The sequence below is a fragment of the Mesorhizobium sp. M1365 genome, from assembly GCF_040317865.1.
GTDB lineage: Bacteria > Pseudomonadota > Alphaproteobacteria > Rhizobiales > Rhizobiaceae > Mesorhizobium.
In genome coordinates, this window is sequence record NZ_JAMYLG010000009.1 from 22,780 (window position 1) to 37,497 (window position 14,718).

Sequence of the window (14,718 nt, forward strand, 5' to 3'; positions counted from 1 at the left end):
GAGATAGCCAGGACTTGAATTTTCTGCCAATTGGCAGTATATTGTCTGCCAAGTGATGGAGGCCGGAATGAGTGTCGGTTATGCGGTTCGCGATCCTGCAAATCAGGCTTTGCCGGCAAATCTGGCGGATGCCTCGGCACGGGCGCGGCTCACGCCAGCGGCTGTTGCCGGCATCGTCAGGCTCGCAGACATCTGGCATCTGACCAGCACCGAGATCTGTACCTTGATCGGCGACGTGTCGGAGAGAACCTGGTTCCGCATGAAGAAAGGCGAGTGGGAGGGCGTTCTCTCCCAGGATTCGCTGACACGCATCAGCGCCCTGATCGGCATCTTCAAGGGACTGCGGCTTCTGTTCTCCGAAGCGCTTGCCGATGAATGGGTGCGGTTGCCGAACAAAGGGCCGCTTTATGGTGGCCGGCGCCCCCTGGACGTGATGATCGAGGGCGGCATTCCGAAGCTGCTGCAGGTTCGCCAACACATCGACGCTTTGCGCGGTGGACTTTGAATGCAGATCCCGCCGCGCGCTGACATTTCCCAGCGCGACACGATCCGGCTCATTTCGACAGGCAGGCTCAAGGAACCGGTTCTGATGCCGTTGGCCAGGAATCATGGAGATTTGGAGGACCTTGCGGAGCTCGAAGGGGCCACCAGCGGCCGTCTTCAGGCGCAGCAAGGGGGATTGCCCGACCTCGATCCGCGCGAACTGGTTTTCGGGAGGCCGGGCTACACCTTCATCAATGCGGCTTTCGCTTACACCCGTCCGGGCGGCAATCGTTTCAACGATGATGCCAGGGGCGTCTGGTACTGTGGGTTCGATGCGGAAACCGCGCTCGGCGAGGTCTCTTTTCATCTGACGCGCGAGCTTGCCGCAATCGAACGGTTTGAAAACGTCACCGACTACGCGGAGCTCGTTGCCGACTTCATAGGCTCGTTTCACGATCTGCGCGGTGCTGAGTTCAGCAAGGACCCGGTGCTCGATCCGGATACCGCCTTAGCCTATCCTGCCGGTCAGGCGCTGGCGAAGCAACTCCGCAAGCAAGACGCCGCGACCGGTCTTGTGTATCCTTCCGTGAGACATGTCGGCGGGACCTGCCTTGCCGCCTTCCTTCCCGATCTCGTTCAGAATCTCAGGCAAGGCGGTATCTGGCGTCTGGAATGGCAGGGTTCATCTGTTCCCGCGATCACGCCCATATAGCGCACGATCGGGAGCGACAACTTCGCTGCGCCATCTCTAACGCCGCCCGAACAGGCGACCGTCGATGGTGACGAGGCCGAGGGCGATCAGCGCCATGCCGCCGAGTTCGAACAGTTCGAGCCGCTCGCCCAGGAACAGGAAACCGAGCAGGATGGCACTGGCCGGCACGATCAGCGTGACCAGCGAGGCGTTGGTGGCGCCGGCCGAGGCGACGAGATTGAAATAGAGGATGTAGGCGAAGGCCGTCGACAGCAGCGCCAGTGCCAGCACCGCCGCCCAGACCGGCGGCGAGGCCGAAAACAGATTGGCGGCATCATAGGTGAACAGAACGACCGGGATCATAATGATGGTCGAGCAGGTCAATTGGCCGGTGGCAATGACCGGTGACGGCACACCCTTGAAGCGGCGGGCGATCATCAGCGCAACCGCATAGGATAGCGATGCTCCGATGAGCGCGAATTTCGCCCAGACCGGACCGCCGAGCCCGGCGACGAGGCCGGGGCCGATCATCACCGCCGTTCCCGCGATACCGAGGGCGATGCCGGCAAGCTTGTTCCACGACAGCTTTTCGTCGCTGGTCAGGGCGTTGGCGAGGATCAGCGTCCAGAACGGCGTCGTCGAATTGAGCACCGAGGCGACACCGGCGCCAAGCTTGGTCTGGCCGGCAAAGATCAGCGAGAAAGGGATGACGTTGTTGGCGAGCGCCAGCAGGAAGAACAGGCCGGCATGCGGCAAGGCGAGGCGAAACGACGGGCCTCGGACCGCAAGATAGAGCTGCAACGCGATCGCAGCTATGGTGACGCGGAACAGCACCAGCACCAGCGGCGGAAGTTCCGCTACCGCAATACGGGCAAAGAAGAACGAGCCGCCCCAGATGGCGCCGAGCAGCAGAAGCTGCGCCCAGTCCTTGAGCACCATCGGACCGCGCATCGTGGTGGTGGCAGCTATCGCCATTGGTCGTCCTCCCAGACGAGATGCCTTGCTCTTCAGGCGTCTGTTCACGCCATACCCGATCCGGCCGCAAGGGCCACCCGAAACCTGAGCGATGGCCTAGCTCGCTCATAACCGGCGTGCAGCACCGGCGTAGCGCCGCGAAGCCAGGGCGGCGAGACATAGAATTGTTTTCATTAGCCGCTAGCTTGGATTAATTGTGCGCAGCCTCAGTCAAGGGATTCGTCCATGCAGCGATTCGAAAATGCCCGCGAGGCAGCGCTGGCGCTTCGCCCGGACGATCCGATCTATTGCTTCCGCCCGCAGGTGCTGAAGGCGGACGCCAAACAGTTCATGGGCATGTTTCCCGGCAAGACCGCCTATGCGGTCAAGACCAATGGCGAGCAGATCGTGCTCAACGCCCTGGTCGAGGCCGGCGTCGGTGCCTTCGATGTGGCCTCGCCCGGCGAATTCGCCGCCGTGCGCGCCGTCTCGCCGGACGCCGAGATGCTCTACATGCACCCCGTGAAGGCGCAGTCGGACATCAGGCTGGCGCTGGAAAAATACGCCATCCGCGTCATTTCGCTCGACCATGAGGACGAGGTCACCAAGCTGACCAGGGTGGTGCGGGCGCTCGACATCGATCCGGGCGCCATCACCGTGTTCGTGCGCATCCAGACGAAAGGCTCGGCGGCCTACGAACTGTCGAAGAAGTTCGGCGCCGGACCGGCCAATGCGGTCGAACTGGCCGAACGGCTGAACCGGACGGGCTACAAGGTCGGGCTGTGCTTTCACGTCGGCAGCCAGATCGAGGATCCCGACACCTACGAGCGGGCGCTGGCCTCCGCCGACTGGGTGCGCAACCGCGTCGGCTTCGACATTGCCGGGCTCGATGTCGGCGGCGGCTTTCCGGCCGAATACGGTCATGATCCGAACAGCCGCAAGCCGGAAATGCCGTCGCTCGGCCAGATCATGTCGCGGCTGTCGGGCGACCTCCAGGAGTACCAGTTCGACCAGTTGCCGCTGGTGGCTGAGCCCGGCCGGGTGATCGTGGCGCGCTGCCTGTCGCTGATCGTGCGCGTGCTGCTGCGCAAGGGCAAAAGGCTCTACATCAATGACGGCATCTGGGCGTCGCTGTCGGATTCATGGACCGGCAAGATCACGCTGCCGGCGCGCTTCATCCCCGATCCGGCGATCCGCTCGCGCAATGGCGAGGACAAGACCATCGTGCCGTTCAAGGTCTGCGGCGCGACCTGCGATTCCGTCGATATATTGTCGCGGCCGTTCTGGCTGCCCGAGACAGTCGATACCGGCGACTGGATCGAGATCGGCCATATCGGCGCCTATTCGCTGTCGCTCAGAACACGGTTCAACGGCTTCTATCCCGACACCTTCGTCGAGGTGGCGACGCCGTTCGACGAAGGCGATGCGCCGCAGGGGTTCGCCAGCCTGGAGACGATGGCGGATTAGTGGATGGTGGAATAGTGAATGGTGAATAGTGAATAGTGAATAGTGAATAAATGAATAGTGGTAATTCTGGTGCTCAATGCGGCTCCGGTGCTATTCTTTTCACCATTCACCATTCGCCATTCACCACCATCACAGCCTGGCCAGCAACTCCGGAGTCGGCCAGCCGTCGACCGGCAGGCCCAGACGCATCTGCTCCTTACGGATGGCTTCGCGGGTGTTGGTGCCCAGGATGCCGTCGACGGTGCCCACGTCATAGCCTTTCGCCTCGAGCTTGGTCTGTAGCGCCTTCATCTGGTCGGCGTCGAGGCCGGGTTCGGGGTTGCGCGGATCGAATCGCGGCGCGCCCCCCAGTCGGGCGGCAAGATTTGCCGCGGTCAGGGCATAGGTGAAGGACTGGTTCCACTCGAGATAGACGTCGAAATTGTCGTAGGTCAGGAAGGCTGGCCCCTTGCGACCCATGGGCAGCGCCAGGCCGGCCTTCAGGCCGTTGTCGAGAAGCGGTGTACCGTCGGGCCTGGTAACGCCCCACTGGCTCCATTGCGTCAACGGCAGCTTGTTGGTGCGTCCCGTCTGCTCCCACGGCAAATCGTCAGGCACACGGACTTCCTCGATCCAGGGCTGGTCGCGCTTCCAGCCGCGCGACTGGATCTTGCTGGCCGTGCTCATGATCACGTCCGGCGCGCTGCCGCGCAGGTCGACCAAGCCATCGCCGTCGCCGTCGACGCCGTGGCCGAGATAGTCGGAAGGCAACATCTGCGTCTGGCCGATCTCGCCGGCCCAGGCACCGGTCACGTCGGCCGGCACCACGCCGCGATCGATCAACATCAGCAGCGGCACGATCTGCGGCCGGAACAGCTGCGGACGGCGGCAGTCATGCGAAAGGCTCACCAGCGCGTTCAGCGTATGAAAATCGCCCTGCACGGCGCCAAAATCGGTCTCCAGGGCCCAGAAGGCGGCGATGACCGGCGCCTGCACGCCGTATTCGCGATCGGCGCGGACAAAGACCTCGGCATATTTTTGCAGATTGGCCGCACCTTGCTTCAGCCGATGCGACGAGATCATGCGGTTCGAGAATTCGATGAAGGTCTGGGTGAAGACGCCCTGGGCGCGGTCGCGTGCCAACGCCTTCTCATCGAGGGTGGCGTTTTCCAGCGCATCAAGGCCGGCAGCGCCGACGCCGGCCGCCCTGGCCTCCGCCGCCACGCCGTGCTTCCATGACTCGAAATCCCCGCCGCATTGCTGTGCCGCGGCCGGCACGGCGGTCAGGAGCAGCGCCGCGAGAAGTCCAAAGCGCAATCGCATCGCTATCCTTCCAAGAAGATTACCGGCGGTTGCAGGCATTCGTCGTTGGCTGTGTCGAAAAGCAGGCGGCAGGCCTGGTGTCAACGGGTGTTCTGCCGCAACCACTTCTTCCACGCGGCTTCGGAGCCGTTGAAGACGCTGATGTCGGCGTTTCCGGCCATGCCCGGCACGACACCCGTTCCGGTATACTGCCAGAAGGTGAAGGGATGGCTGCCGTATTTCTGGCGCGGGTGCCCGGCGACGGAGCGCAGCCAGTAGGGGTAATTGCGGAAGCCCGATAAACCGTTATCTTCGAAGAAATCGACAGACGTGTAGATGATTGGCTTCTTGCCGTAGTATTTTTCGACGATTTCGAGGAACGTGCTCATCTCGCTGCGTACCGTGGCCGGATCGGGCCGCAGCTTACAGGTCGGCGATTTCGGGTTCCATTCCATGTCGAGAACCGGCGGCATCGCCGAGCTGTCTTTGGGCACGTTCTGGATGAACCAGCGCGCCTGGGTAGCGGCCGGCGTGCAAAAGTAGAAGAAGTGATAGGCGGCGCGGGGAATGCCCGAGGCCTTGGTGCGGCTCCAATGCTCGCTGAAAGCTTCATCGAACCGGTCTCCGCCCTCGGTTGCCTTGATGAAGGCGAAGGAAATGCCGCTGGCCCTGGCCGCCGGCCAGTCGATCGAGGTCTGGTATTTGGAAACGTCGGTGCCGTGGACGGCATAGCTCCACGGTGCGCCGCTGTCCCATTCATGCGGGTCGGAATCGGCAAAACGCGGCGCGCGTACCGCAACCATCGAGGCGCTGGACGACGACAGCGATGGCGTCAGATCCTCGACCGTCGAGCAGGCACCAAGCAGCGTCAGCGTGATGAGAACCGCGAAACGGCGCATCGCTACTTCCCGAGCCGGTTTCAGCCGGCCGCTGATGGGTCTTTCCGCGGGTGCCCCTCGACCGGGCGCAGCGTGTCTGAAACCGACTTACGCGACGCGCCTGGATCTTCGTTTCATGCATTCCCAAACCGTTACGCAGTTTTGGGACGCATGCATTCAAGCCCCGCCGGACGGTCACCCCACAGGATCGCCCGGTCTGTCCCAAGCGCGTCGCTTCGACGCGCTTGGCTCTTTTGTCTATCCATGTCGTTGTCCCAAAACCGCTGCGCACTTCTGGGCGACCTGCACCTGTGATCGCCGATCATGGTTGATATTCGGTTGACGGCGCTCGACAAGAGCCGCGATTTTGCCGAAACAATGGCGGCAAATCGATGACATAGATCGCGCTCAGGGGAATTCGAAAAAATGCAGATCCTCCTGAAGTTCGTCGAATGGCTGCTCGGCCTGGCTGTGCTGGCCGCCGCGATACTCGCCGGCTGGCTGTATTTCGCGCCGCCGGAACTGATCCGCGTCGGTTCCGGCTATGCCGCCAAGATCGTCTGCTCGAACGTCTTCATCGCCGGGCGAGACGCCGACGACGTGCTCGCCGTCGATGTGCAGGCGCCGGGTCATCCGCTGCTGAAGCTGATGAGAGTGTCGGTGGACAAGGAGAAGGGAACGGTTTCGGCGGGCCTGTTCGGCGCGCTCGGCAAAAGTGTCGCGGTTGCGCGCGACGGGCTCGGCTGCGCCTCGGTTCCCGACGGCGATATTGCCGCCGCCAAGGCTGTCGCCGGAGCTCCACCGACGCCGGCGCCGCTGCCCGATCTGATCTGGCCGGAGGGCGACAAGGCCGATGCCTCGCAGGATCCCGAGGTCGCGAAAGTCCTCGACGATCCAGCCATGACCGGCGCCGGCATGCGGGCGGTCGTGGTCGTCAAGAACGGCCGCATCGTCGCTGAGCGTTATGGCGACGGCTTTTCCGAAAAGACGCCGCTATTGGGCTGGTCAATGACCAAGACGGTGAATGCGGCGATCGTCGGCACGCTGGTGAAGGACGGCAAGCTGGCGATGACCAACCAGGGTCTGTTCGGTCCCTGGAAGGGAGATGGCCGCGCCGTGATCAGCCTCGCCGACATGATGGCGATGTCGAGCGGGCTGGAATTCAACGAGGATTACGGCGACGTCGCCGACGTAACGCGCATGCTCTACCTCGAACCGGACATGGCCGGCTTTGCCGGATCCAAGCCGCTGACCGGCGAGGTCGGCAAGGTGTTTTCCTATTCGAGCGGCACGGCGGTGATGCTGTCCCGATTGTGGCAGGACGCGATCGGCGACAAGGACAAGGCACTGGCGTGGCCTAGGACCGCGCTGTTCTATCCGCTCGGCATGCAGAGTGCAGTGCTGGAGGCCGACGAGCACGGCACCTTCGTCGGCTCGTCCTACCTCTACGCCACGGCACGCGACTGGGCGCGCTTCGGCCAGTTCCTGCTGCAGGGCGGCGTCTGGAACGGCAAGGAGATGCTGCCCGCCGGCTTCGTCGACTGGATGCGGGAACCGGCAACTGCCTCGAAAGTCTACGGCAAGGGGCAATTATGGATAGAAGGACCGGGCGACGAAGAAAACCCCGGCGCCGGCACTACCGCCGGCCTGCCCAAGGACACCTATTGGATGGAGGGGCATGATGGGCAAACGGTTGCCATCATCCCCTCGGAGCAGCTGGTTGTGGTGCGGCTCGGGCTGACGCCGGCCAGGCTCGGCTACCGGCCGCAGGCGATGGTAGCGGGGCTGGTCAAGGCGCTGCACTGAGGAATGCGGCGGTCGCAGTCTTGTCTATGCGGCTGTCGTCAAAGGCTTGGCGCGATCAACACGCGCCCGCTCGTCGGGTGAATTCATAACCGTCCAAAGATCGTTACGGCGCTGGACGTTCAACCAGAAATCCGGGCTGTTGCCAAACACCCGCGCCAGAATGAGCGCGGTAGCCGCCGTCACGTTGCGGCGGCCGTTGCACAATTCGTTCACATGCTTGCGCTGGACGCTCATAGCTTCGGCCAAAGCCGCCTGTGTCAGGCCGAGTGGTTGCATGAATTCTTCCGTAAGAATTTCGCCAACCGTTGCTGGCTTGCGTGCGGTCATCAACATGTCTCACCTCACTTATATATATAGCTGTGGTCGTCGAGATAGATGTTCGACGCCTCGCGGCCCCCGTCCCAGCGGAAGACCAGCCGCCATTGTTTGTTGACGCGGATCGAATGGAAGCCTTCGAGATTGCCGCGCAACTTCTCGAAATGGTTGCTGGGCGGCACACGCAAATCCTGATCGATCGCCGCGTCGTCAATCATCTGGAGCTTGCGGAACAAGCGGCTTTCGAGATCGGACGGAATATTGCGGGAATGGGTGTCGTCCACGAAGAAAGCCCGCAGCCATCCATCTCTAAATCCGATGATCATCCCATGCTTCCGGCGAGGAGATAATGTACCACTCCTTGGGTCACATGGCAATGTGTGATTTAGCCAATTAACTGATTTCAGCCACGGCCCCCATTTAGGATTGGAGCCCCAAAACCTTCCACGCCAAAATTGATATTAGATGGCGATCTTGATCACGGCGAGCCAGCTGTAGCCGCGATAAAGTGTTCTGAATCGAAGGCTTGCACCAAATCTCGCAGATTCCGATTCCAGGACGTCGCGCAGGGCTTCACGCGGCTGGACATGGAATTTTCTCAACCAGCCGCGCAGCAGCGTGCGGAACCAGCCGGGCAGGGCCTCCTGCTGGCCGAAATCGACGACGTGCAGCGAGCCGCCCGGTGACAGGGCAGCAAGAGCCGCGAACACTGTCTTCTCCCAGCCGGGAATCATCGACAGCGAATACGAGACAAAAATGCGGTCGAAACTTTTGACGCCGAACAGTGCTTTCGCGTCGAAATCGGTGGCGTCGCCGCACGCCAGGGTGACGCGGCCGGAGAGGCCTTCGCGCGCGAGGGCGGCAGTGGCCGTCTCCAGCATCTCGGCCGAAATATCGAGGCCGAAGAAGCGCGCGCCGGGATAGCGGCGGGCGGCGAGGATGATGTTGCGGCCGGTGCCGCAGCCGAGCTCGAGCACGGTGCCGCCGGCCGGCACATCCAGTCCGGCGATAAGCCGGTCGCGGCCGAGCAGATAGTATTTGCGGGTCAGGTCGTAGATATGACGCTGCCAGCGGTAGACGCCGTCCATCAGCTGGGCATGGCTGGCCGGCAATTCGGTCGTGCTCATGCGGACCGCTTCACATAGAGATGGAAGCCACCATAGATGGCCGAGCGGTCGCGCGCCGAAAACTCGCGCGAGGCGTCGTTCTCGTAGCGCCACTGGTCGAGCAGCGAATTCGAGACGCGGCCGGGCAGCAGGCTGGGTTCCGCGGCGGTACGGAAGATGACGCGGGCGCCGGTGGAGGCGGTTCGGGTGATCTCGGCCCACAAACCATTGAGCTGGTGGTCGGTCATCCAGTCCTGTGCATCGAGCAGCACGAAGCGATCCACCGAGCCGGCATCCTTGCCGGCAAGGAACTCGATCAGATTGGCGTGGTGGATGGCAACGCGATCGACATTGTTGCGGATCGTCTTGTAGTTGCGCTTTTCGAGATAGGCGGGCAGGGCGGCCTCGCCCGGATCAGGGTAGCGGCGGGCGAAAGCCTGCCAGGCGAAATAATTGGTCTTCAGCGGAAAATCGCAGGCGAGCTTTTCCAGTCGTGCCTTCAGCACGCTGGCCATGGTGCCGTCACCCGAGGTGATCAGCGAATCGTATTGGGCCGGCGGAATGCCGAGGCCGAACAGCGAAGCCTTTCGCGATGTCGCCCATTTCAGCAGCGGTTTTTCGAAGACCGGCGCCAGCTCTTCGTCGAAGAAGCGGCGCTGATCGGCGATGCTCTTGGCGTCCATGATGCCGGCCGGGTCGACGCCGAAAAATTTTGCGGTGCGATGGCCCATGGCGATGAACAGGCCAAGCAGGCCGGTCTGGTAGAAATTGCGGTCGAAGACAGCGATGCGGCGACGGCCGCGCCAGTTGCGGCGCTCCCAATAATGGCGGCTGACCGGGTCGAGATGCGGTGCGATGAAGCGATCGTAGGCCTGTGAATTGTGCCCGGTCTCAGCCGCGCCGAAGAAACGGAACAGGTCGCCCTGCGACGGCAGGTGACGGACGGCTTCGAGCTTCATGCGGTTCAGCGCGATATGGGCAGCGTTGAGGTCGACGGCATCGATCCTTTCCGGCGAGCGGGTGAGATAGGCAAGGATGTTACAGCCGCCTGAGGCAATGGTGACGATGCGGTGGCCCGTCCCGAGCTGCATCGCGTCCATGTCGATTTCGGGGTCTTCCCAGATCTGCGGATAGACGAGGCCGGAGAACAGGAAGGCGAACAGGCGCTCGGAGATGCCGGCTTTCGACAGCGGGCGGTTCTGGTAGACGGCCTTGCCGACTTCCTTGCCGCGGCGAAAAACCAGGTCCCCAGAAATGTCCGTCATGGCAAGGCGATTCCCCGTTTGCGTTGCCGCAAGCGGGTAGCGCAGGGTGATGACAGGCCGGTGACAGCCTGTTGACGCGAGTTCAGGCCTTGCCAAATCCACCTGGGGTCGGCGTCGTCACGATGACCGCCTCGCCAGCGTCGAGGATGGTCTGATCGCAGGCTTTCAGCGTCTCGATCGCGCCGGTCTTGCGGCGGACCTTGGTCGAACCGGCCTCGCCATCGCCGCCTCCGTCCAGTCCCCGCGGCGGGCGGTTGCGATGCGAGGACAGGATCGCGCATTCCATTTTTTCGAGGAAGCGGATAGTGCGCCTGGTGCCGTCGCCGGCATTCCATTTGCCTTCGCCGCCGGAGCCTTCGCGGATATGAAAATCCTCCAGCAATACCGGGAAACGCAGTTCCAGCACTTCCGGATCGGTCAGGCGCGAATTGGTCATATGGGTGTGGACGCCGGAGGTGCCGGCAAAACCGCGGCCGTCGTTCATCCGGCCGGCCGGCGAGCCCGAGCAGATCGTCTCGTAATACTGGTACTGCTTGTTGCCGAAGGTGAGATTGTTCATCGTGCCCTGCGCATTGGCCATCGCGCCCATGGCGCCGAATAGCGCGTTGGTGACGTGTTGCGAGGTCTCGACATTACCGGCGACGACTGCCGCGGGATAGGCGGGTTTCAGCATCGAGCCGTCGGGAATGATGATGTTGATCGGCCGCAGACATCCGGCATTCATAGGGATGTTGTCTTCGACCATGACGCGGAAGGCATAAAGCACAGCGGCTCGGGCGACCGGCTCTGGCGCATTGAAATTGTTCTTCATCACCGGCGACGTTCCGGTGAAGTCGACGGTCGCTTCGCGCTTCCGCCGGTCGACCGATATCTTCACCTTGATCTTTTGCCCGGTGTCGGTCGGGTATTCGTATTCGGAACTGTCGGGCAGCCGCTCCAGAACGCGGCGCACGCTTTCGGCGGCATTGTCCTGGACATGGCCCATATAGGCTTCGACCACATCGAGGCCGAAATGCGCGACCATCTTGCGCAGCTCGGCGACGCCCTTTTCGTTCGCGGCGATCTGCGCCTTGAGGTCGGCGATGTTCTGGTGCGGATTGCGCGCCGGGTAGGGGTGGTCGGTGAGCAGCGTCTCCAGGTCCTTCTCGCGGAACCGGCCGCGATCGACGATGCGGAAATTGTCAAACAGCACGCCTTCCTCGTCGACGGTTGTGGCAAGCGGCGTCATCGAGCCGGGCGCGGTGCCGCCGATGTCGGCATGATGGCCACGCGAGGCGACGTAGAAGAGGATCTTCGGCGATTGGCCGATCTCCCCCCTTGTGGGGGAGGTGGCGGCGAAGCCGCCGGAGGGGGTCGTTGCGGCAGTGCTCGACGCACTTGTGGTGCCTTCTGCGAGGACCCCACCCGGCCGCTTCGCGGCCACCCTCCCCTCAAGGGGGAGGGAAAACACCGGCGTCACCACTGTGATATCAGGCAGATGGGTGCCGCCATTGTAAGGTGCGTTCAGCGCAAAGACGTCGCCGGGATGGATGTCGCCGGAGTTGAGCCGGATGATGGTTTCCACCGAGCGGTCCATCGAGCCGAGATGCACCGGCATATGCGGCGCGTTGGCGACCAGCGCGCCATTCCGGTCGAAGACGGCACAGGAGAAGTCGAGGCGCTCCTTGATATTGACCGAATAGGCGGTGTTCTGCAGCGTCACGCCCATCTGCTCGGCGATCGACATGAACAGGTTGTTGAAGACCTCCAGCATCACCGGATCGGCTTCGGTGCCGAGTGCGGCGTGTCGGCGCTTCTTCTCGACGCGCCGCATCAACACGTGATCCTTGGCGGTGATCTCGGCCTGCCAGCCCGGCTCGACGACAATGGTCTGGTTTGGCTCGATGATCAAAGCGGGGCCGGCGATCTTGTTACCAGGCTTCAGCGTTTCGCGAGGGAAAATGCCGGCGTCGCGCCAGACGCCGTCGACAAAGATTTTCCGGTTCCCGGAAGGACTTGCGGCCATGTCTTCAACAACTGAATCGCTTTCGTCGCGGCCGGTGCCGCCGGTATCGGTACCTTCGACGCCGATCGACTCAACGATCATCGGCTTGTCGTCGTAGACGAAACCGAACTGTGCCTTGTGCGCCGATTCGAAGTCCGCCTTGGCCTGCGCAATCGAGCCGTGCCCGAAGTTCACAGGCAGCGCGGTATCGGTGCCGTCGTAGCGGATCTGCAGCACCGGTCTCGAGACGACCGCGTCTTCGCTGATTCCTTGCGCGGCGAGTTCGTCGATGACGGCTTTGCGCAGCGTTGCGATGAGTTCATCGATCGCTGGCCCGGAATTGTCCGCCAGCGGCTTCAGCAGCGCCTGCTGGCGTGACGCAAATACAGAGGACAGGCCGATGCCGTATGCCGATAGCAGGCCGGAGAACGGATGGATCAGCACCGCCTCCATGCCCAGCGCATCGGCGACCAGGCAAGCGTGCTGGCCGCCGGCGCCGCCGAAGCAGTTCAGGAGGTATTCGGTGACATCGTAGCCGCGCTGCACCGAAATCTTCTTGATGGCGTTGGCCATGTTTTCGACGGCGATGGTGATGAACCCTTCGGCGACGGTTTCCGGGGAGCGGCCGTCGCCGATCTCGGCGGCAAGTGCCGCGAATTTTTCGCGAACCGTCTGGACGTCGAGCGGTTCGTCCTGGCCCGGTCCAAAAATAGCCGGGAAGAACTCGGGCTGCAGCTTGCCCAGCATGACATTGGCGTCAGTGACGGCCAACGGGCCGCCGCGCCTATAGGCGGCCGGGCCGGGATTGGCGCCGGCCGAATCCGGCCCGGCGCGAAAGCGGCCGGCCTCGTAATGCAGGATCGAGCCGCCGCCTGCAGCGACGGTGTGGATGCGCATCATCGGCGCGCGGATGCGCACGCCGGCGACCTCGGTGTCGAAGGCGCGCTCGTAGTCGCCATCGTAATGGGCGACATCCGTGGAGGTGCCGCCCATGTCGAAGCCTATGACCTTGCCGAAACCGGCGAGTTTTGCCGTCTCGACCATGCCGACGACACCGCCGGCCGGGCCGGACAACAGCGCCTCCTTGCCCTGGAACATGTCGGCGGCGGTGAGGCCGCCCGACGACATCATGAACATGAGGCGAGGGCTTTCCCTCCCCCTTGAGGGGAGGGTGGCGGCGAAGCCGCCGGGTGGGGTCGGCTCGACTGGGTTCGACACTCTGGCGGTGCCTTCTGAGATGACCCCCTCTGGCTGCTGCGCAGCCATCTCCCCCACAACAAGGGGGGAGATTGGCGCGGCACCCAGTTCCGCCGCAACCCTTTGCACATACCTTGCCAGGATCGGCGACAGGTAGGCGTCGACCACCGTGGTGTCGCCACGGCCGACCAGCTTGATCAGAGGCGAGACCTCGTGACTGACCGAGACCTGCGAGAATCCGAGCTTTCGACAGACTTTGGCGACCGCCTTTTCGTGCTCGGGATGTTTCCAGGCATGCATGAAGACGATCGCGACCGCATCGATGCCATCCGCCTTGGCTTGCTCAATAGCCGGGCGTACCGAAGCAATGTCGAGCAGGCGCTCGACACTGCCGTCGGCGCGAACCCTTTCGTCGATCTCGACGACGCGCTCATAGAGCTGTTCGGGAAGGATGATCTGCTTGGCAAAGATATCTGGCCTGGCCTGATAGGCAATCCTCAGCGCATCGCGGAAGCCTTTGGTGATGAGCAGCAGCACACGGTCGCCCTTGCGCTCGAGAAGCGCATTGGTGGCAACCGTGGTGCCCATCTTGACATCGCCGATCAGAGCGGAGGGGATTGGAGCGCCGGGTTGGACGCCGAGCAAATCGCGAATGCCCTGGATGGCAGCGTCGGCATAGGCTTCGGGATTCTCGGACAGCAGCTTGCGCGGGTGCAGCGCGCCTTGCGGGTCACGGCCGATGACATCGGTGAAGGTGCCGCCGCGGTCGATCCAGAAATCCCATTTTGCAGTCACAGCGGCGCTCCCGGGATTTTTCCCTGTTCGATCTGTTAGCTCGCGAGGCCCTGACCGGCAATCGTCAAGTGATTGGAATATGTTACAGGCAGAAATGCAACGTTACGAAACTCATGCGCAGCTTACGCATTGTGTCCTCGACCGCCGCCGGTAACGGAGGCGTGATTAGAGGAGAGATATCATGAAGAAACTCATTCTTGCGTCGGTGTCGGCGCTTGCGTTGCTTGGCCTTGCCGCCTGCAGCAACAGCGGCACCGACAACACCACGACGCAGAGCACCAACCCGCCGGCATCCGATCAGACGATGAAGCCGGCTGCTCCTGACGCCAACAAGCCTGCCGAGCCGGCTCCGGCTCCGGCACCTGCGCCTGCGCCGGCTGCTCCGGCTCAGTAGTCAATGTGACAGCCAAGGAAAGGCTGGCCTCACAGGCCGGCCTTTCTGCTGCTTACGATACCAGCGCCTGGCGGCCGAGTGCGACGACGTGAGCGCTGGCGC

Annotated in this window: 13 protein-coding genes; 5 read left to right on the forward strand and 8 right to left on the reverse strand. The window is 62.8% G+C overall.

The annotated features are described in order from the left end of the window. Window positions 1–67: 67 nt before the first annotated feature. A complete protein-coding gene (locus NKH04_RS13190; protein ID WP_352501077.1) occupies window positions 68–505 on the forward strand; it encodes an antitoxin Xre/MbcA/ParS toxin-binding domain-containing protein in 438 nt (145 codons plus the stop codon). Next, entirely contained in the window at window positions 506–1,195 is a 690-nt protein-coding gene (locus tag NKH04_RS13195; RefSeq protein ID WP_352471536.1) for an RES family NAD+ phosphorylase, read from the forward strand. A gap of 36 nt (window positions 1,196–1,231) precedes the next feature. Here NKH04_RS13195 and NKH04_RS13200 read toward each other — a convergent pair whose 3' ends face one another. Next, window positions 1,232–2,149 carry a DMT family transporter gene (locus NKH04_RS13200; RefSeq protein ID WP_352767723.1) on the reverse strand — a complete coding sequence of 306 codons (918 nt, stop codon included), beginning with the start codon at window positions 2,147–2,149 and terminating at the stop codon, window positions 1,232–1,234. A gap of 225 nt (window positions 2,150–2,374) precedes the next feature. Here NKH04_RS13200 and NKH04_RS13205 point away from each other — a divergent pair, with 225 nt between their 5' ends. Beyond that, window positions 2,375–3,595, forward strand: a complete 1,221-nt coding sequence (locus tag NKH04_RS13205) for an alanine racemase (RefSeq protein WP_352767725.1) — start codon at window positions 2,375–2,377, stop codon at window positions 3,593–3,595. A 129-nt stretch (window positions 3,596–3,724) separates the two neighbouring features. On the opposite strand, the gene NKH04_RS13210 is transcribed toward NKH04_RS13205, so the two are convergent. Beyond that, complete coding sequence (locus tag NKH04_RS13210) at window positions 3,725–4,897, reverse strand: lytic murein transglycosylase (protein WP_352501074.1); 1,173 nt, start codon at window positions 4,895–4,897, stop codon at window positions 3,725–3,727. Between the two features lie 80 nt (window positions 4,898–4,977). Continuing rightward, window positions 4,978–5,775, reverse strand: coding sequence for a glycoside hydrolase family 25 protein (locus NKH04_RS13215; protein ID WP_502896455.1), 798 nt, complete (start codon window positions 5,773–5,775; stop codon window positions 4,978–4,980). A 405-nt stretch (window positions 5,776–6,180) separates the two neighbouring features. On the opposite strand from NKH04_RS13215, the gene NKH04_RS13220 reads away from it, so the two are divergent. Beyond that, window positions 6,181–7,560, forward strand: a complete 1,380-nt coding sequence (locus tag NKH04_RS13220) for a serine hydrolase domain-containing protein (RefSeq protein ID WP_353044409.1) — start codon at window positions 6,181–6,183, stop codon at window positions 7,558–7,560. Window positions 7,561–7,584: 24 nt separating this feature from the next. Here the strand turns inward: NKH04_RS13220 and NKH04_RS13225 are convergent, their stop codons facing one another. From NKH04_RS13225 to NKH04_RS13245, 5 genes are all read right to left on the reverse strand, one after another. Continuing rightward, window positions 7,585–7,893, reverse strand: a complete 309-nt coding sequence (locus NKH04_RS13225; protein ID WP_352820363.1) for a HigA family addiction module antitoxin — start codon at window positions 7,891–7,893, stop codon at window positions 7,585–7,587. Between the two features lie 8 nt (window positions 7,894–7,901). Then, window positions 7,902–8,201, reverse strand: a complete 300-nt coding sequence (locus NKH04_RS13230; protein ID WP_353044410.1) for a type II toxin-antitoxin system RelE/ParE family toxin — start codon at window positions 8,199–8,201, stop codon at window positions 7,902–7,904. 135 nt (window positions 8,202–8,336) lie between these two features. Further along, window positions 8,337–9,002 carry a class I SAM-dependent methyltransferase gene (locus NKH04_RS13235; RefSeq protein ID WP_353044411.1) on the reverse strand — a complete coding sequence of 222 codons (666 nt, stop codon included), beginning with the start codon at window positions 9,000–9,002 and terminating at the stop codon, window positions 8,337–8,339. Next, a complete protein-coding gene (locus tag NKH04_RS13240) occupies window positions 8,999–10,246 on the reverse strand; it encodes a BtaA family protein (protein ID WP_352850490.1) in 1,248 nt (415 codons plus the stop codon). Before NKH04_RS13240 ends, NKH04_RS13235 begins: the two co-directional genes overlap by 4 nt. Before the next feature lie 82 nt (window positions 10,247–10,328). Further along, complete coding sequence (locus NKH04_RS13245; RefSeq protein ID WP_353044412.1) at window positions 10,329–14,222, reverse strand: hydantoinase B/oxoprolinase family protein; 3,894 nt, start codon at window positions 14,220–14,222, stop codon at window positions 10,329–10,331. A gap of 181 nt (window positions 14,223–14,403) precedes the next feature. Between NKH04_RS13245 and NKH04_RS13250 the strand changes: the two genes are divergently transcribed. Next, complete coding sequence (locus NKH04_RS13250; protein ID WP_352453143.1) at window positions 14,404–14,616, forward strand: hypothetical protein; 213 nt, start codon at window positions 14,404–14,406, stop codon at window positions 14,614–14,616. The last annotated feature ends 102 nt before the right edge of the window (window positions 14,617–14,718 follow it).

Bases quoted from the DNA above. Each gene is read 5' to 3' on its own strand.
- NKH04_RS13220 (WP_353044409.1), top strand. From the start codon at position 6,181: ATGCAGATCCTCCTGAAGTTCGTCGAATGGCTGCTCGGCCTGGCTGTG.
- NKH04_RS13215 (WP_502896455.1), bottom strand. From the start codon at position 5,775: ATGCGCCGTTTCGCGGTTCTCATCACGCTGACGCTGCTTGGTGCCTGC.
- NKH04_RS13250 (WP_352453143.1), top strand. From the start codon at position 14,404: ATGAAGAAACTCATTCTTGCGTCGGTGTCGGCGCTTGCGTTGCTTGGC.
- NKH04_RS13235 (WP_353044411.1), bottom strand. From the start codon at position 9,002: ATGAGCACGACCGAATTGCCGGCCAGCCATGCCCAGCTGATGGACGGC.
- NKH04_RS13195 (WP_352471536.1), top strand. From the start codon at position 506: ATGCAGATCCCGCCGCGCGCTGACATTTCCCAGCGCGACACGATCCGG.
- NKH04_RS13230 (WP_353044410.1), bottom strand. From the start codon at position 8,201: ATGATCATCGGATTTAGAGATGGATGGCTGCGGGCTTTCTTCGTGGAC.
- NKH04_RS13225 (WP_352820363.1), bottom strand. From the start codon at position 7,893: ATGTTGATGACCGCACGCAAGCCAGCAACGGTTGGCGAAATTCTTACG.
- NKH04_RS13200 (WP_352767723.1), bottom strand. From the start codon at position 2,149: ATGGCGATAGCTGCCACCACCACGATGCGCGGTCCGATGGTGCTCAAG.
- NKH04_RS13210 (WP_352501074.1), bottom strand. From the start codon at position 4,897: ATGCGATTGCGCTTTGGACTTCTCGCGGCGCTGCTCCTGACCGCCGTG.
- NKH04_RS13240 (WP_352850490.1), bottom strand. From the start codon at position 10,246: ATGACGGACATTTCTGGGGACCTGGTTTTTCGCCGCGGCAAGGAAGTC.
- NKH04_RS13190 (WP_352501077.1), top strand. From the start codon at position 68: ATGAGTGTCGGTTATGCGGTTCGCGATCCTGCAAATCAGGCTTTGCCG.
- NKH04_RS13205 (WP_352767725.1), top strand. From the start codon at position 2,375: ATGCAGCGATTCGAAAATGCCCGCGAGGCAGCGCTGGCGCTTCGCCCG.